Genomic DNA, 18,529 nt, shown 5'->3' on the forward strand with positions numbered 1-18,529 from the left:
GGCTCCCCTTTTCTATTCGAGGGGGCGAAAGTGGGGGAAACAGTCATCCTGCGAATGACGGACATGGCCCATGGGGGGGAAGCGTTAGGACGATTTGAGGGACAGGTAGTTTTCGTTCCTTACGCCATCCCTGGTGAATTGGTGCGCGCTGAGATTCTCGAGCGGCGACGACATTTCGCCCGCGCGCGCCTACTCGAGGTGTTGCAACCCTCCCCCCATCGCGTGGAGCCACCCTGTCCTTATTTTGGACACTGTGGGGGCTGCCATTGGCAGCACATAAAATACTCTGCACAATTGGAATACAAGGCGGCCATCGTACGCAACCAACTCCGCCGCCTGGGTGGTCTGGAGGACCCACCCGTCGAATCACCTCTGGGCACTATCCCGCCGTGGGGCTACCGCAATCATGCCCAGTTCACAGTGAGCCAAGATGGCTTCCTGGGCTTTCTGGCTGCTTTCAGTCACCAGACAGTGCCTATCGCCCGCTGCCTGATACTGGACGAAGATCTGAACGATCTCTACTCCTCACTGGATATCGAGACGGCGGGCGTGCGCCGTCTCTCATTGCGAGCAGGCATTAACACGGGTGAATTGATGCTCGTGTTGGAGATGGAGGGCGACGAACCGCCAGAACTGGAGTTGGATTTCCCCATCTCAGTGACCATGCTCACTGCCGATGGACAAGTAGCAGCACTGGTGGGCAACACCTACTTCCACGAGGCGGTTCTGGGGCGGCGATTCCGGGTTTCGGCCAATAGTTTCTTCCAAGTGAACACTATCGGGGCCGAGGCGCTGGTGGAAATTGTCAGCAGTTACTTAGAACCAATAGGAGGCGAGGTCTTGCTTGATGCCTACTGTGGTGTGGGTACCTTCGGTTTGAGCCTGGCCGAGCGGGTGGGCGAGGTCATCGGCATCGAGTCACATCCGGCAGCCATTGCCGACGCTGAAGCGAACGCTGGCGAACTGGAGAATGTAACGCTGATCGAGGGTGCAGTGGAAGATGTGTTACCCGAATTGGAAGAACAAGTGGATTTGGCCGTGCTGGACCCGCCACGAGCAGGTGTTGCGCTGCAAGTGATCGAGACCCTTGCGGCAATTGGTCCAACACGCATTGCTTATGTCTCGTGCGACCCCGCGACACTGGCTCGCGATGTCCGGCGGCTCTCCGAACGAGACTATCAGCTGGTGCAAGTGCAACCGTTAGATATGTTCCCACAAACGTATCACATCGAGTGCGTGGCTCTACTTATGAGAGCCTCACCGCCGAGGTGAGATCGTTTTGTGCCGGGTTTGCCCATGTGGAGGGTGCGCCGCGCACATTTGGCGCTTGACCTAAATTGTGGTATACTTTTAACGAAACTATGAGCAGAAAAGAGGTGAGTGCATGGCTTTGGAGAAGGGCGAGAAAGAAGCCATCATCAAAGAATATCACGTTCATCCCAAAGATACGGGGTCACCTGAGGTGCAGATTGCTCTCTTGACCAAGCGCATCAATGATCTCACCGAGCACTTAAAGGTGCATACCCACGATGAACATTCCCGTCGCGGTTTACTCAGGCTTGTTGGGCGACGCCGTCGCCACCTTGCCTACTTGAGTCGCGTGGATACAGAACGCTATCGCGCTATTGTAGCACGACTTGGACTGCGCAAGTAGTTGGGAATCCAATACTTTGTTCCACGGAACGAGTAGGTGGAGGTAATGACATCTACTCGTTTGTTGTGAGAAGATATCTGGGTTTCTGTTGGGATTGGGTTACAAAGGGAGATCGGAACGGGTGGTGCAGGAATTGGGGAGTGCGTCACATGGACGCCGTCAGTAACTGCAGTAGGGTATTCTGCCCATGGGACTTACTCCCCAGTCCCTGACCGCCGATCCGATCTCCTGAACTATGGAGAAAGGATGCATGATTTCATGGTGAAAACAGTTAGCGCGCCATTGGGCAATTCCACTGTTTACATTGAGACTGGCAAGTTGGCAGGTCAGGCTGGTGGTTCTGTGACTGTCCGTTGCGGTGATACTTTATTGCTTGCTACAGCCACAGCCAGCAAAGAAATCCGTGAGGGAACTGACTTTTTCCCCCTGACGGTGGATTACGAGGAGCGTTTATATGCCGCCGGAAAAATCCCTGGAGGCTTCTTTAAGCGCGAGGGTCGCCCCACTGAGGCTGCAATCCTCCTCTGCCGGCTGGTAGATCGACCCATCCGTCCGCTTTTTCCGAAAGGCCTGCGCAACGAGGTCCAGATCGTTCTCACTGCTCTCTCTGCCGACCAGGAACACTACTTGGATATCCTGGCCATCATCGGCGCATCCGCCGCTCTGACTATCTCCGATATCCCGTTCTTGGGACCCGTCGGCGCCATTCGCGTTGGCTATGTGGATGGGCAACTCGTTTTCAATCCCACTGCCTCTCAGATGGAAAAGAGCACGCTCGATCTGCGACTGGCAGGCACAGCCGATGCCGTGATGATGGTAGAGGCCGGAGCCAACGAAGTCTCCGAAGACCTCGTGTTAGAGGCTATCCAGCGTGGCCATGAGGCCATGCAAAGTGTTATCCAGATGCAAAACGAATTGCGCGAGGCAGTAGGAAAACCAAAAGGCAATTATCCCCTTTTCGATATCGGCGACGAGGTTCGCCAAGCCATTAGTACGGCCTGGGACGATCGCATTTGGGAGGTGTTGCAAAACGCAGGCGACAAGGGCGAAAGGAATGAGGCTCTGGATGCGTTGCGTGCTGAGGTTGTCGCCAGCCTGGGCGAGAAGTTCGAGGAAGCGGTGGTGTCCCAGGCTTTTGACGAGCGAGTGAAGGCCGTAGTCCGCGATGGCATTCTGAACAAGCGCATCCGACCCGATGGGCGTGATTTCACTACCATTCGGCCCATTAGTTGTGAGGTAGGTCTTCTGCCTCGGACCCATGGTTCGGGACTATTCACGCGTGGCCAAACGCAAGTGCTCACCATTGCTACCCTGGGCACCGTCAGCGATGAGCAAATCCTCGAGGGATTAGAGCCTGTCGAATCGAAGCGATATATGCATCATTATAACTTCCCGCCGTATAGCACGGGCGAGACCCGACCTATGCGTGGCCCCGGTCGTCGCGAGATCGGACACGGTGCTTTGGCAGAGCGGGCCCTGGTCCCGGTACTGCCGCCGGAAGAGGAGTTCCCCTACACCATTCGCTTGGTGTCCGAGGTCCTATCTTCCAACGGTTCCACCTCGATGGCCAGCGTCTGCGCCAGTACCTTGGCGCTTATGGATGCTGGTGTCCCAATCCGCAAGCCCGTGGCGGGCATCGCGATGGGGCTGGTGAAGGGCGAAAACGAGAGCGCCATCCTGACTGATATCATCGGCATGGAAGATCAACTGGGTGACATGGACTTCAAAGTAGCGGGCACCCGCGATGGCATTACTGCCCTGCAAATGGACATTAAGATCAAGGGTGTCTCCCCTGAGATCACACGGCGCGCATTGGCTCAGGCTCGCGAGGCTCGTCTCTTTGTGTTGGACAAGATGCGCGAGACCATCGCTGAACCGCGCCCGACGCTCTCGCCACATGCACCGCGCATCACACTTATCAAGATTGATCCCGAGAAGATCGGCACGGTCATCGGCCCTGGCGGAAAAACCATTCGTGGCATCATCGAGGAAACGGGCGCCAAAATTGATGTCGAAGATGACGGCACCGTCTACATCGCTACCACCAATGGTGCGAGCAGCGACAAGGCCGTGGAGATGATTCGCCGCCTGACCGAAGAACCGCAGGTTGGCAAGATATACACGGGTAAGGTGGTGCGAATTACGGACTTCGGAGCCTTCGTCGAGATTCTACCAGGCAAGGATGGTCTGGTGCATATCTCCCAACTGGCCGATTACCGGGTGTCCAAGGTTGAGGACGCAGTGCATGTGGGCGATGAGGTCATGGTCATGGTAATAGACATTGATTCGGAGGGCAAGATCAAACTCTCCCGCCAGGCCGTGCTGGAAGGCTGGACAGTCGAAGAGGCTCGTGAGCGTGACCGAAAGCCAGCGAGTGTTAGTGGGCGCCGACGCCCGTCTGGCCCTCGCGACCGTCGCGGCGGGAGCGGGCCTAACAGACCTCATCGGTGATAGAGCCGCCATGTCCAGAACACCCACCCTACCACCTTCCTTCGCGCCGGAGGGGTCGCCGCCCGATCAACCGATAACCTCAATTTGGCCCCTCATAAAAACGTGGCTGCGAGACATTCTGGAGACCGTTCTCCCTGCCCTGTTCATCGTTGTTCTGGTCAACGCGTTTCTGGCCCAGGCTACACGAGTGGAAGGGCAAAGCATGCAACCCAGCCTGCACAGCGATGAACGCCTGGTCATCGAGAAACTCTCCTATCATCTCCACCCACCTCAACGCGGCGACATCATCGTCCTACGGCTGACAGATCGTTCCACCAACCCGTTGATTAAACGAGTCATCGGCCTGCCTGGCGAAACCGTAGAGATCCGCGATGGACGCGTCTATATCAATGGGCAAGTGTTGGAGGAACCCTACGTGATTCAACCCGCATCAGGGTCTATGCCACCAAGAGTTGTCCCACCTGGCCACGTTTTCGTCTTGGGCGATAACCGCGACTACTCCAACGACTCTCGCACTTTTGGCGAAGTGCCCCTCGAGAACGTCTTGGGGCGGGCCTGGTTCCGCTATTGGCCGCTGAACGAAATCGGGTTCGTGCGGTGATTGTCGCAGCCCCCTTGTTTTCGCGGTAAGGTGTGGATGGGCAAGGCATTGCTTCTGACCGGCCGCCCCGGCGTGGGCAAGACCACACTTCTAAAGACGTTGGTCACTGGCCTGGGAGCCCGCTGTGGTGGCTTCTACACCGAAGAGATCCGGGAGCGTGGAGCGCGGGTTGGCTTCCGGATCTGCACCCTCCATGGCGAAACGGCTATTCTCTCTCATGTCCACTATCCCGGCCCCCATCGTGTAGGCAAATACGGCGTGGACATAGCAGCCCTAGAGCGGGTGGGGGTGGCTGCTTTGCGCCAGGCACTCCACGAAGCGGATTACATCGTCGTAGATGAGATCGGCAAAATGGAGCTCTTGTCCTCAGCCTTTCGCCATGTTATTCTGGAGGCGCTCTCCGGTCCGAAGGCTATAGTAGGCACGGTCATGTTCCGTCCACATCCCTGGGTGGATGCCATCAAAGCGGCCCCTGGCGTGCGCGTGGTTGAGGTGACGCTTGCAAACCGAGATCGTCTGGCAAGCGAACTTTTGTCTTGGTTGACCGCAGCCACCGATTAGTTTTGCACGCTCGGACGGACCCCGCTTGTTTGTTTGCACTGACCTTGACAGAATGGTGTAGTTATGGTATCATTGTGCATAGCGATGGGGTAGCGCCTGCCCGCCCAGCGCTTTGAGACAAGGAGGCACACAATGAAAAGGCGCGCTCAACAACTCTGCATCCTGGTCGTTTTCAGCGGGCTACTTTTGGGCTTCGCCGGTTGCCGCAGGGAGAAGCCAGAGGTTCTGGTGATGACCGATACGCCAACAGTGGTAGCGGCGGTCTCTACTCCGACGGCAGAACCCACCTTAGTCACTTCTGGAGTCCAGCCGACGGTTGTTTCAGTCGCCGAAGTCGCTACTCCTACTCCCACTTGGGTGGCAGGACTGCCGACGCTGACCCCTGTACCTACAGTTACCCCCACCGGCGCTATCCCCACGGCCACGCCTACATCTACAGCCGCTCCGGGTGGCTATTTCGTGTACACTGTACAGTGGGGTGACTGGCTCTATGCCATCGCGCGGCGTTTCGGAACCACCGTGGAGGCGATCCTGGCTCTGAACCCTCTTCCCAACCCCAACTACCTTAGCGTAGGCCAGCAATTGAGAATACCAGGCTCATCGCAGCCCACGCCAGGGGGATATACGGAATATGTGGTACAGCCGGGCGATACGCTTTATTCGATCGCCATGCGCTATGGGGTTACTGTGGATGCCATTGTCCGCCTCAATGGGATTATCAACCCGTGGTTCATCCGTGCCGGCCAGACATTGCTCATACCCCAGGCTGGAGCACCAAGCGCTACCGGACCGGGAGGAGGGGGCGCTGTCTGGTACACTGTACAAGCGGGCGATACTTTGTACTCTATCGCTGCCAGATATGGCACCACACCCATGGCTATCATGAGCGCCAATAATCTCCCCAATGATCTGATTGTGCCGGGCCAGGTGTTGCTCATTCCACAATGAGGGTGACAGTCCTGGTCGAGATAGGGCCGCTCTTGGTAGCATTGCTGTCCGTGACCCTTTGTGAATTTGACTTCTGAGGGCAGAGATTTTAAACTAACAATTGTGCGTCCTACATTTGGGTTTGGGTGAAAAAGTTGAACTTTTTGTACCCGTCTCTTGTGTATATAATTGCAAGGGACGCTCGCGTTGGCGGGTGGTTCGATGTGCCAGGACGCTGAGCTCATCGCGTTGATCCGAAGTGGCGATCTCAGCGCTTTCGAGGCCCTGTATAACAAATATAAGTTGCCGGTGTTCCAGACCGCGCTGGCGATTACACGGGACCACTACGCTGCTGAAGAAATCCTGCAGGACTGCTTCGTCCGCGCTTACTTGAATATAGACCGGCTAGATGGCTCGACCTCTATCTCTCCCTGGCTACATCGGATTGCCGTCAACCTGGCCTATAATTGGGTATTGCGCCGTCGTTGGACATTACCACTGGAAGACATTGTGGATTGTTTGGTGGCTGGCCCTCGCACCTCTCCAGAGCACCACCTTGAGGAGGATGAACTCCAGCGGACGCTCCGCGAGGCAATAGATTCATTGCCGTTTCGGCAACGGGTGGTATTGATATTATACTATTTGCAGGGTTTCAGCCTGGGCGAGATCGCACAGATTTTGGATTGCCCGGTGGGCACCGCGAAGTCGCGGTTGCATTATGCCTGTGAGAAACTGCGTGCCAAACTCGAAAGAAAATTCCAGTCCCAAGCCGCCTACGAACTGCTCTGAGAGGCAAGGGTCACGACAGACGTTTGCTTCGGCAAATGAGAGTGGTGTGGGTTCTCTAATTCGTTGGGCACTGAGAGAGTCCGTATCGGGCGGGGAGCCATCGCCGCAAGTTTGGAGCAATATTCTCTCTAAGATCCAGAGTAAGGGACGAGCGGTGCAGTCGAGGCAGCGAGGTCGTTTTTCTGCTTCATTCGTGCCGCTGCTCCAGGCAGTCGTCCTCAGCGCACTGATCTTGGCTTTCGGTGTCAGCCTGGAGCGAGACCTTGATTTGTGGCATCGAAGCGCTCCATCGGTGGCGGCAACGCCTACTCGTGAAACAGTGGTGCCCGAAGTGCTCTTCGAATCTCGGGACGACATGTTGAGCGGGGCTTTCCTGGCCCGGGTCGGCCGCGAGCAAGACAGCACAGGCTTTCATTTGCCACTTTTCCGAGAAATCCCATGGTAGTTTTTCATCTTTGCTCTGAGTATAGAAAGGGGGTGAGAGATTCAGGGGAACTCGTAGTTACCAAGGTGGTTTAGCGGTACGTCATTAGTTGAGAAAAGGAGGAAAAGAGTCAATGTTCGGCAAGAGATTTGCGTGGCTTCTGACCCTGGTTCTGGTGCTGGCGACTATCCTGAGCGCCTGCAAGCCGGCCGAGAAACTGGCCACCGTGATCAACCTGAACCTGGGCACTGAGCCCCCCACACTGGACCCCCAGTTGGCCACTGACACTACATCGGTGCAGTGCGATGAACTGCTTTTCTTGGGTCTGACCGACTTCGATGAGAAGACGATGGAAGTCATTCCCGAATTGGCCACCGAGTGGAGTGTCTCTGATGATGGGTTAACCTGGACGTTTAAGTTGCGCAAGGACGTCTACTGGGTCCATTGGGATCCGGCCACTGCCAAGGCCGAGAAGAAGCGCCTCGTCAATGCCTACGACGTGGAGTACGCCGTCAAGCGCTGCCTCGACCCGGCAACAGCCTCTGACTACGCCTATGTGCTCTACATCATCAAGAACGGGCTGCAGGTTAACACCGGTGAAATCACGGACCTGAACGAAGTGGGTGTGAAGGCCGTGGATGAGTGGACGGTGCAGTTCACGCTGGAGAAACCGGCTGGCTACTTCCCGGGCATTGCTGGCATGTGGGTCTGCCGGCCTACCCCGAAGGAAGTCCATGACCAATTCGGCGACAAGTGGACCGAGCCCGGCAATATCTGGACCAACGGCCCCTACTGCCTGGATACCTGGGAGCACGAGAACAAGATGGTCATGAAGAAGAACCCCTTCTACTATGGGGCCAAGGACGTGACCATCGAGACCATCAACTGGGCCATGGTGGTCGAAGAGTCCACGGCGTTCGCTATGTATGAGGCGGGCGAACTGGATGTTTGCGGCGTGCCATCAGCGGATCTGGACCGCGTGCGCGCCGACGCAACGTTAAGCAAGGAACTCTACATCGCACCCATCCTGTGCACCTACTACTACGGCTTCAACACCACCAAGCCGCCGTTCGACAATCCCAAGGTGCGCCAGGCCTTCTCCTTGGCCATTGACCGCCAGAGGTTGATTGACACGGTGCTGAAGGGCGGACAGAAGCCGGCCAAGACCTTCGCCTGCCCCGGCATCTTCGGCTCGCCGGCTGAGGATCCAAACTTCCCGGACATTATCTTCGACCCCGCAAAGGCGAAGGCGTTGTTGGCCGAGGCCGGGTATCCCGATGGCAAGGGCCTGCCCGACATCACCCTGATGTTCAACACCAGCGAAGGCCACAAGCGCATCGCCGAGTTCATCCAGTCGTCCTGGAAGGAAAACCTGGGTGTAGAGGTGAAACTGGCCAACCAGGAGTGGGCGGTCTACCTGAAGACGGTACACGGCCCCGACACACCGCAGATCTACCGCCTTGGCTGGTGCGCCGACTACCCGGATGAGAACAACTGGGTGTTAGAGGTCTTCCATCCCACTTTGGGCTCGAATGACCCCAAGTGGAGTGGCCCAGCAGCCGAGGAATTCGCCAGGCTCACGGAGGAGGCTGCAGCCACGTCTGACCCGGCAAAGCGCAAGGAACTGTACTTCAAGGCAGAGAAGATCCTTTGCGTTGACGAGGCGGTGATCGCTCCCATCTACTACTACACCCGCGTCGTCTGCACCAAGCCGTACGTCGAACGTGGGTATGCCCCGTTGGGCGGCGAGCACATTGACCGCTGGAAGGTCAAGGCCCACTAACGTTGAACCAGGCTGTCGTATCCTGACGACCTGATGCCACGTAGCCCTCATGGATATGAGGGCTACGTGGCTTTCACAACTGCGGAGTCGCAGATTTTGCGTTTTCGAACAGCCTCGGACAGTGGTGGCGGAGCAATTGGTGCTAATTTGCAGATTTGCCAAATTGGCTATAATTTAATGATGAGTGATAAATAAAGGGGGTGTTTCATTTGGCCAGATATATTGCGCGACGCCTGTTATGGATGATCCCGGTGTTGTTTTTCATTTCGGTTATCACCTTCGGCTTGGCTCACGCGTTACCCGGCGGTCCCTTCGACCGTGAGAAGCCCCTCCCTGCGGAGGTCATCGCCAACTTGGAGAAATACTACGGCCTTGACAAGCCCGTCTACCAACAATACATCGATTACGTCGGGCGCATCGTCACCCGCTTTGACTTTGGGCCATCATATCGGGCCCGCGGTCGCACCGTGAACGACATTTTCCGGGACCACCTGCCGATATCGGCTCAGTTAGGCTTGCTGGCACTGGCTCTCTCAGTGGGCATCGGCGTGCCCTTGGGGATAGTTGCCGCACTGAAACAGAACACTTTCTGGGACTATTTGGGGATGGCAGTGGCCATCTTCGGGGTCTCGGTGCCCAATATCGTGATGGGGCCGCTTCTGATCTGGATCTTTGCCCTCAAGTTGGGCTGGTTCCCCGTTGCAGGCTGGGGCACCCCCTCACAAATGGTGATGCCGGCGATGGCCCTGGGCCTTAGTAACTCAGCCCTCATCGCCCGCCTGACCCGGGCCAGTATGTTACAGGTGATCCGTGAGGACTACATCCGCACTGCTCGCGCCAAGGGCCTCACGGAGCGGGCAGTGATGATCCGACATGCCCTGAAGAACGCATTTATTCCGGTGGCGACCATTCTGGGGCCGTTGTTTGCTGTGCTCGTTACTGGCACCTTTGTTGTGGAGCAAATCTTCGCTATCCCAGGGATGGGCAAGTATTTCATCACCAGCATCACGAACCGCGACTACCCGGTGGTGGTGGGGGCAATTCTTTTGTACGCGGTGTTCTTGGTATTGGCTAACTTGGCGGTGGATATCACCTACGCTTTCCTGGACCCGCGCATCCGGTATACGTGATAGGAGGTGGATAGAGTGACAGCAGGAGAAATGACGGCGCGGGAGCGGGCACTGGCTCGTCTCGCAGAGCGGACAGGCAAAGAAACGAACCTTTGGCTGGACGCTGCACAGCGACTGGTGAAAAATAAGGCCGCGGTGCTAGGATTGATTATCGTAACTCTGTTGGTGCTCAGTGCTATTTTCGCGCCTCAAATTGCACCGTATCATTACGCGGCAGTCAATCCGGAATTGAACTACGCAGTACCCAGGTGGCTCTTGCCCGTCATGCCCAGCGGGGCGGAGTCATACGCCAAGATTGATAACCGCTTCCTGTTCGGGGCTGACTTCTTAGGACGGGATATCTTGAGCAGGCTGATCTATGGGACGCGGGTATCTTTGCCAGTGGGGCTGATGGGTGCCCTCACAGCCCTCGTCATAGGCTTGATCTACGGCTGTATTTCTGGATACTATGGTGGGCGGGTAGATGACATCATGATGCGCATCGTGGACATTATGTACGCTTTCCCGACTATGTTGCTCATCATCCTGATGATGGCCTTCTTCAAGTCTACCTTTGCCAAAGTGGAGCCAGGCTCTGTTGCCTATACTTTCAACCAACTCAACCGAGTGGTGGATTCGATCTTGGGTCTCCAGGGTGGTGGGATGCTCTTTATCTTCATGGGCATCGGCATCACGGCCTGGATGGGAATGGCGCGACTGGCACGTGGGCAAATCCTATCCCTGAAGGAGAAGGAGTTCATCGAGGCCGCGCACATGATCGGGGCAAGCGATATGCGCATCATTGTCCGGCACATCTTCCCGAATATCATCGGCCCCTGCATTGTGGCTGAGACGCTGGCCATTCCCAACTACATTGTTACGGAGGTGTTCCTGAGTTTCATTGGTTTGGGAGTGGACCCACCTACCCCGAGTTGGGGAATGATGATCTCCGAGGGCTCGCGTTCCATTCGCTCGTACCCGCATGAGGTTCTGCTCCCGGCGCTGGCATTGGCGATCACTATGTTCGCCTTTAACTTCTTAGGCGACGGCATGCGCGACGCTCTCGACCCGAAGATGAGAGGGACCAGTTAAGGAGCGCCCTGGAAATAGATAGTCAACGCCTCATCCAGGGCAAAGGGCGCCTTCCTTTCGCGCTTGTGAATCGCATGGGGTTTTCCACTTCGATCTTGCCTGGCCATGCGTTTTTGATTGCACCTTGACAATAGGACTGTTTGACAGACGTTGGGGCCTGTGTTAACATTGCGCCCAACGAGCATACAAAGCGTTGCTTCTACTGCGGAGTGGTATGTCTAGACATAAGTGGATCCTTGTCTCTGTCCTGGTTGTTCTGTTCGGCTGCATTTTCTGCGTGTGCGCCGCTGTAGGGCTCTACTTGCTGATTGGCCGCGAGTTCGAGTTCTCGTGGACGGCGGAGCAGGGCACCCTGCCTACCGCTGAGGATACCCTCCGTCTGGCTGGCGGGATTCCACCCACCTTGGACCCGGCCCTGGTGTGGGATGTGGTCGCTGCCGAATACGTGGTGGAGATTTTCAGCGGGCTGGTTACCCTGGATGCGCAATTGGAGATCGTGCCTGACCTGGCTGAACGCTGGGATCTCAGTGAAGATGGCCGGACCTACACCTTTCATTTGCGCCAGGGCCTCCGCTTCCACGATGGGCGCCCGCTCACGGCGGATGATGTCAAATTCTCTTTGGAGCGGGCTTGTTCACCGGAGACAGGTGATCCGCAACTAATTCGCACTTATCTGGCGGATATCGTCGGCGCTTTGGACCTATTGAGCGGGCGCGCCGATTCCCTGATCGGTGTTGAGGTGATAGACGAACGCACTGTGCGCGTCACTCTCATCACGCCACGGGTGGATTTCCTGGCCAAGTTGACCTATCCCATTGCCTTCGTCGTGGACCGGCATAACGTGAAAGATGCGGATTGGACACGCCACCCGAATGGTAGTGGCCCATTCAAACTGGTCGAGTATACGGATGACCGTATTGTTTTGGAGCGCAATGAGCATTATTGCCAGGAGGTCCCGGCTCTGCGTCGTGTGGTGTTCTTATTGGATGCGCCTTCGCCACTGACCATGTACGAGAATGGCGAGTTGGATATGGCGGAAGTGACGGGACCAGCAGTGGAGCGGGCGCTGGATCCGTCGAATCCCTTGTATGACGAGTTGCACATTGTGCCTCGACTGGACATCCAGTACTTGGCCATGAATGTTACCGTGCCGCCATTCGATAGCGTGAAGGTGCGCCAAGCCTTTGTTCATGCCCTGGATCGAGAGCGATTGGCCCGGGTGGTAATGAATAACACAGTAGTTCCGGCAATTGGCATTTTGCCCCCAGGCATGCCGGGATACAACCCCCACCTGGCGGGCCTCGAATTCGATCCCGAACACGCTCGCCGTCTTATCCGCGAGTCTGGGTACGGCAACGCGACCGCATTGCCAGAGGTAACGCTAACTATCGGTGGTGAGAGCGGGGTTTTGCCTTCGTATGTGGAGGCTATCTTGGCAATGTACGAAGAGAATCTGGGGATCACCATCAGCGTAGAGCAGAGTGACCGGGCCTCGCGTCGGGGCAAGACTGTTCAGTTCTTCACTTCCGGTTGGCTGGCCGATTACCCGGACCCAAGCAATTTTCTGGAGGTTATGTTTCACAGTGAGAGTGGCCTGAACGAGACGGGCTACTTCAATCCGGAAGTAGACCAACTGCTCGAAGCAGCGCGGGTGGAGAGAGACCACGACAAGCGAATAGCTCTTTTCCAGCAGGCAGAGGCAATCATCGTCCGCGAGGCACCGTGGGTTCCACTTTGGCATGAACGCACTTATCTCGTGGTCAAACCATATGTCAAGGGGGTCGCTTATACTCCGGCGATTATCCCGTGGCTGAAAGATGTGTATATACAAAACTAGCAATCTTTTTATAATGGATGATGTAAGGAGGCATGCATGGCCGAACTCTTGAAAGTAAGAGGCCTCAAAACCCAGTTTTTCACCCAAGATGGAGTAGTGAATGCTGTAAACGGCATCTCTTATGATCTCATGGAAGGGGAAACCTTGGGCATAGTGGGAGAAAGTGGTTGCGGTAAAAGCGTGAGCGTGCTCTCCATTATGCGCTTGATCCCCCAACCGCCAGGCCGTATCGTAGGTGGCGAGGCCATCTTTCAGGGTCGTGATCTGTTGCGTGTGGATGAGGAGGAGATCCGCTCCGTCCGCGGCAATAAGATCTCTATGATTTTCCAAGACCCTATGACATCATTGAACCCAGTGCTCACCATCAACCAGCAGGTGAGCGAGGCATTGGAATTGCACTTGGGTATGACCAAGGCACAGGCACGCAAACGCACCATCGAGTTGCTGGAAATGGTGCGCATCCCAGACGCTGCCAGTCGCATTGACGATTATCCACACCAGTTCTCTGGCGGCATGCGCCAACGCGTCATGATCGCCATGGCCTTATCCTGTAACCCGCAGTTGCTTATCGCAGACGAACCGACGACCGCATTGGATGTGACCATCCAGGCCCAGATTCTCGATTTGGTCAGGCGTCTGAAAGAAGAGATCGGCATGGCGGTGATTTGGATCACCCACGACCTGGGAGTGGTGGCTGGCCTAGCAGATCGCGTGATTGTCATGTACGCGGGTTACATCGTCGAGATGGCCGATGTCAAAGATATGTACTCCGACCCGCGCCATCCCTATACCCTGGGCTTGTTGAGCTCGATCCCGCGCCTGGACGCCGAACGCAAATCCAAACTGAAGCCCATCGAAGGTCTGCCGCCAGACCTAATTGACCCCCCGCCAGGGTGCCCGTTTGCTCCTCGCTGTGAGTGGGTCATTGACCGGTGCCTGGAGGAAAACCCAACGCTGGAACCCGTCGGCCGCCGCCATTATATCGCCTGCTGGGTAGATGTGACCGGAGGGAGGAGGTAAGGTATGGTTACCGATAATATCCTGGTCGAAGTCAAAGACCTGAAAATGTATTTTCCCATCACCCAGGGGATTATTATCCAACGCAAGATCGGCGACATCAAGGCTGTAGATGGCCTGAATTTCTTCATCCGAAGAGGGGAAACCTTAGGCCTGGTGGGTGAAAGCGGCTGTGGAAAATCCACAACGGGTCGTGCTATCCTCCAGCTTTACCGGCCTACCGCTGGTGCTGTCTACTTTGAGGGCGTGAACCTCTGCGAACTCAAAGGCGAGCGGCTCCGCCGCATGCGTCGCAAGATGCAGATGATCTTCCAGGACCCTTATGCCTCTCTGAATCCGCGTATGACGGTGGGCGATATCATCGGTGAACCGCTCGAAGTTCACAATATCCTCAAGGGTAAGGAGAAGAAGGAGCGGGTACAGGAACTGCTCACGGTGGTGGGTTTGAACCCCTATTTTATTAACCGCTACCCACATGAGTTCTCCGGTGGCCAACGCCAACGCATTGGTGTGGCCCGGGCCTTGGCTGTGCAGCCGGATTTCATCGTTTGCGATGAGCCCATTTCTGCCCTCGATGTTTCCATTCAGGCCCAAATTATCAACCTGTTGGAGGAACTTCAGGAGAAATTCCACCTGACATATCTTTTCATTGCCCATGACCTTTCGGTCGTGCGCCACATCAGTGACCGCGTGGCGGTTATGTATCTGGGCAAGATCGTTGAGTTGACAACCCGAGACCAACTGTATAACAATCCGCTACACCCATATACCCAGGCCCTGCTCTCAGCCGTTCCCATCCCCGATCCGGAAGTAGAAGCCAAGCGCCGCCGCATTATCCTAGTGGGCGATGTGCCTAGCCCGGCCAATCCACCCCCAGGGTGCAATTTCCACACTCGCTGCCCGGTGAAAATTGCTGGGACCTGCGACATCACTGAACCAGAATTCAGAGATGTGGGCAACGAACACTGGGTAGCCTGCTATCGCGTGAGTTAGTGGCAGGCGAAAAACACTTCACTTTGAGCAAGTGGGCGACGCTTATCTTGCTTCCTAATAATCTGATCCTGGAAACAAGTGGGGCCTGAGAAAGAGGGGCCCCACTTTTGCTTTCGTCAGAGAGGGTGAATACCGTGAGCAAAGGACAAATCCGTCTCCGCGATCGCCTGATCCTCGACCCCAAGACCGGGCTCATCCAATTTGTAGATGGCACTCGGACACTTCTGGCAAACGCTACCGCGGCAGTCAAGTATCTTCTGCATAACGACGAAAGGGCCATTTCACTGGTCCAGGGCAAGGCAGCCTATGGTGTCTCACCTGATCGGGTTAGTCTGAGTGTCTCAGATCAACATCTGGAATTGTCATGGCAGATTGCGTTGGGCGAAGACATATTCTGCTGGGTCGAGGTACGCAACATCGGCAAACGCGAGGTCCGGCTGCAGGAACTGTGCGTCCTAAACGTGGCTGCCGAACTGGGTGGCAGGCTCGGCTATGAGACCCCGCTGGCTGAGTGGCGTTTCTTTCAACATGGCTGGCAGTCTTGGTCACCTGCCTTTGCTCGACGCACCGACGATGGAATTTACATTGACCCAAACACGGATGATTACCGCATCAAACATCAGCCTCATCCCCTTTCTCAGGCTATCAAGAGTCTGAGCAGTGAATGGTTTACAGTGATCACCCCTGGGCCAGGCACTATCCGAGGGGATTCGCCGTTGCTTCTTGGCTTCGTTACGGCGCGCAATCAACTCTCCGAGATCAGGTTGGACTTGACCGATGACGAGTTCCGGGCCCTGCGCGCTACTTCTTATGCCGATGATTATCCCCTCGCTCCTGGTGAATCCTATGCTTCTGAGCGTCTTCTCATCCGCTTGGATAGCAACCCCTTGGAATTGCTTCGTTATTACGCTGCTCGCTTAGGTGAGGTCATGGGTGCTACGGTGCCCAAGGTGGTGCCAACCGGTTGGTGCACTTGGTACTACTTTTACGGGGAAGATCGAATACACGATATCGAAGCCAACCTCAAATCCTTAGAACATTACAAACTGCCCCTTGAATACGTGCTGATTGACGATGGTTACCAGAGCGCCATTGGCGATTGGCTTACTCCCAACTTGGAGAAATACCCCGAAGGCATGGCTGCTGTCGGTGAACGGATCCGCGCTGCCGGACGTAAACTGGCTATCTGGACCGCCCCGTTCGCGGCTGAGGCGCACTCGCGACTCTGTGCGGAGCACCCCGATTGGATTCTGCGCGATGCCCAAGGGGCGCCAGTGGTGGCTTGGCAACACTGGGGTGTGGATACTTACGCACTGGATCTGACCACCCCTCAGGTCGAAGAATGGTTACGGAGCGTCTACCACACTATGCGCCAAGAATGGGGATGCGAACTGTTCAAACTCGATTTTCTGTACGCGGCTGCTCTGCCTGGAGTGCGCCACAATCCGCGACTCACCCGTGCTCAGACTCTCCGACGCGGGTTAGAGATCATCCGCGAGGCAGTTGGCGATGCGTTCATCTTGGGATGTGGCGCGCCATTGGCCACATCAGTTGGACTGGTGGATGGGATGCGCGTCGGCCCAGATGTGCACATGGACTGGGAACCGCTCTGGGCGGACCTCTCCTACCCATCGGCTCGGAACAGTCTGCACACCTCTATCACTCGCAGTTTCATGCATCGCCGTCTCTGGTTGAATGACCCTGATTGTCTGCTCGTGCGACACAGGGGCGATGAATCCAGCCTGGTGCTCAACGAGATGCGTACTATGACCTCGCTGGTCGGCTTGTTGGGTGGGCTCACTTTGAACAGCGACAACCTGGCAGTGATCCGGCCAGGGCGTCTCAAGTACCTGCGTCAAGTATTGCCCCCCTTAGGGGAGAGCGCCATTCCGGTAGATTTATTTGAGCGAGAGCGTCCGGAGGTACTGGTGCTACCCGTGCAAAGGCCATGGGGGAACTGGTGGGTGGTAGGGTTAGTGAACTGGGAAGACAAGACTCGGAAAACCACACTGCATTTGTCGCACCTCGGCTTGCCCGATGGAGAATACCACATTTACCATTACTGGCATCGTCGCTATCTGGGCCGTACCTCGGACCAAGTGACTATCAAGCGACATCAGCCTCATGAGACTGTACTCTTGTTGATCAGGCCTGTGTCGGCAGAACCAGCGATATTCACCTCTACGTTCCACGTGGCTCAAGGAGCAGCAGAGATACAGAGTGTGGAGGTCACCGACGGTAGGTTACGGGTCATTCTGAACAAGCCTGGCGTGCAAAAAGGGAAAATTCTCTTCTGCATTCCCAAACCTTATCGTGCGCTTGGCGTAAAAGTGAACGGGCGCCGACAAAAATTGGTGCCAGTGGCGGAGGGAATCTACTCTGTTGGGCTGCGATTGACAGATGCGGCAGTGATAGATCTACTTTATGAGCGTTAGAAAGCGCTGTCTGCCAGAGAGGCATAGCGGCCGCGCAACCGTTCAGGTAATAAACGAGCGATAGCAGTCATCAGTCGATCGCTGGCCCAGCGGTCGAGTTCTTCTTTGGACATACCTGGCGGGGGATGCAAGACGTAGGGCTTCCCAAATTGCACAGTCAAAATACCATCGTTCAGGTAAACACCGGCGGGCAATATTCGCAGACCGTGTTGGCAAATTCTGAGGATGAAGCGTCCTGTACCTGGCGGCGGGTCGGTAAGTGCGCCGTCGGCGCTATCTCTCCCCTCGGGAGCTAGTCCGATCATCACCTCGCCGCCCTTTTGCGCAATGGCCAGCGTTTTCCGAACCGCCTGTGCTCTCTCATGGACCTCTCCTGGCCTGGGCGGCATGGGCGGCATAGGGATACCGCCATAGCAAGTGGCCATACGGGTGAAGAGCCATCGCGTAGTCGGGGTGATGATCAGGCTACGTAGAGCGTCTTCGTAACTCCACTGATTGGTCATGATCCAGTGTACGTCACTTTCGCCTGCTGCCCGATGATGTGCTAGTATGCTCTGGATCACGGCAGGTCCCCACCAGGAATCCGCACCGGGTGCGCTGTGGTGGTTCAGCGTGATCACCAGTGAGCCAGTTGCTGGGATGTTCTCGACTCCCAGTACGACTGGCGGGTGGGGCATATGCAAGACCAGCCACTGTGCGTCTCTGGCGATGGATCTCTTCCGTCCCAGGACTACGGCGCGAGTCACCTCGATCACTTTCACTGCGGGCAAGCGGTATGGCACGCGCGCTTCACCGGTTAATCTCCTCGTTGCTCGCTCTTTTGGTGGCGGGAAAATCAAGGTCCCCATGCTCATAT

16 protein-coding genes are annotated in these 18,529 nt (G+C 56.2%); 15 read left to right on the forward strand and 1 reads right to left on the reverse strand.

From position 1 onward, the window contains the following. Positions 1–54: 54 nt before the first annotated feature. From H5T64_02900 to H5T64_02970, 15 genes are all read left to right on the forward strand, one after another. Complete coding sequence (locus H5T64_02900) at positions 55–1,272, forward strand: class I SAM-dependent RNA methyltransferase (GenBank protein MBC7263289.1); 1,218 nt, start codon at positions 55–57, stop codon at positions 1,270–1,272. A gap of 112 nt (positions 1,273–1,384) precedes the next feature. After that, a complete protein-coding gene (rpsO, locus tag H5T64_02905) occupies positions 1,385–1,654 on the forward strand; it encodes a 30S ribosomal protein S15 (GenBank protein ID MBC7263290.1) in 270 nt (89 codons plus the stop codon). A gap of 246 nt (positions 1,655–1,900) precedes the next feature. Beyond that, entirely contained in the window at positions 1,901–4,105 is a 2,205-nt protein-coding gene (locus tag H5T64_02910) for a polyribonucleotide nucleotidyltransferase (GenBank protein ID MBC7263291.1), read from the forward strand. Between the two features lie 10 nt (positions 4,106–4,115). Next, positions 4,116–4,706: a signal peptidase I gene (gene lepB / locus H5T64_02915; protein MBC7263292.1), complete on the forward strand. Its 591-nt coding sequence runs from the start codon at positions 4,116–4,118 to the stop codon at positions 4,704–4,706. 36 nt (positions 4,707–4,742) lie between these two features. Further along, the gene (locus H5T64_02920) at positions 4,743–5,267 is read left to right on the forward strand and encodes an NTPase (GenBank protein ID MBC7263293.1); all 525 of its coding nucleotides are present in this window, start codon (positions 4,743–4,745) and stop codon (positions 5,265–5,267) included. Between the two features lie 132 nt (positions 5,268–5,399). After that, positions 5,400–6,215: a LysM peptidoglycan-binding domain-containing protein gene (locus tag H5T64_02925; GenBank protein ID MBC7263294.1), complete on the forward strand. Its 816-nt coding sequence runs from the start codon at positions 5,400–5,402 to the stop codon at positions 6,213–6,215. Positions 6,216–6,416: 201 nt separating this feature from the next. Further along, complete coding sequence (locus H5T64_02930; GenBank protein MBC7263295.1) at positions 6,417–6,983, forward strand: RNA polymerase sigma factor; 567 nt, start codon at positions 6,417–6,419, stop codon at positions 6,981–6,983. Between the two features lie 46 nt (positions 6,984–7,029). Continuing rightward, positions 7,030–7,428: a hypothetical protein gene (locus tag H5T64_02935; protein MBC7263296.1), complete on the forward strand. Its 399-nt coding sequence runs from the start codon at positions 7,030–7,032 to the stop codon at positions 7,426–7,428. A 112-nt stretch (positions 7,429–7,540) separates the two neighbouring features. Continuing rightward, positions 7,541–9,190 carry a peptide ABC transporter substrate-binding protein gene (locus H5T64_02940; protein MBC7263297.1) on the forward strand — a complete coding sequence of 550 codons (1,650 nt, stop codon included), beginning with the start codon at positions 7,541–7,543 and terminating at the stop codon, positions 9,188–9,190. 209 nt (positions 9,191–9,399) lie between these two features. Further along, a complete protein-coding gene (locus H5T64_02945) occupies positions 9,400–10,320 on the forward strand; it encodes an ABC transporter permease (GenBank protein ID MBC7263298.1) in 921 nt (306 codons plus the stop codon). A gap of 30 nt (positions 10,321–10,350) precedes the next feature. Continuing rightward, the gene (locus H5T64_02950; protein MBC7263299.1) at positions 10,351–11,391 is read left to right on the forward strand and encodes an ABC transporter permease; all 1,041 of its coding nucleotides are present in this window, start codon (positions 10,351–10,353) and stop codon (positions 11,389–11,391) included. A gap of 214 nt (positions 11,392–11,605) precedes the next feature. Further along, the gene (locus tag H5T64_02955) at positions 11,606–13,228 is read left to right on the forward strand and encodes a peptide ABC transporter substrate-binding protein (protein MBC7263300.1); all 1,623 of its coding nucleotides are present in this window, start codon (positions 11,606–11,608) and stop codon (positions 13,226–13,228) included. 36 nt (positions 13,229–13,264) lie between these two features. Continuing rightward, the gene (locus tag H5T64_02960; protein MBC7263301.1) at positions 13,265–14,248 is read left to right on the forward strand and encodes an ABC transporter ATP-binding protein; all 984 of its coding nucleotides are present in this window, start codon (positions 13,265–13,267) and stop codon (positions 14,246–14,248) included. Between the two features lie 3 nt (positions 14,249–14,251). Beyond that, complete coding sequence (locus H5T64_02965; protein MBC7263302.1) at positions 14,252–15,238, forward strand: dipeptide ABC transporter ATP-binding protein; 987 nt, start codon at positions 14,252–14,254, stop codon at positions 15,236–15,238. Between the two features lie 134 nt (positions 15,239–15,372). Further along, positions 15,373–17,673: an alpha-galactosidase gene (locus tag H5T64_02970; GenBank protein MBC7263303.1), complete on the forward strand. Its 2,301-nt coding sequence runs from the start codon at positions 15,373–15,375 to the stop codon at positions 17,671–17,673. Here the strand turns inward: H5T64_02970 and H5T64_02975 are convergent. Then, positions 17,670–18,521 carry a hypothetical protein gene (locus H5T64_02975; GenBank protein MBC7263304.1) on the reverse strand — a complete coding sequence of 284 codons (852 nt, stop codon included), beginning with the start codon at positions 18,519–18,521 and terminating at the stop codon, positions 17,670–17,672. The two genes, H5T64_02970 and H5T64_02975, sit on opposite strands and share 4 nt — an antisense overlap. Positions 18,522–18,529 lie beyond the last annotated feature (8 nt).

This window comes from Chloroflexota bacterium, from assembly GCA_014360825.1.
In the GTDB taxonomy this organism is placed as follows: Bacteria; Chloroflexota; Anaerolineae; order UBA2200; family JACIWT01; genus JACIWT01.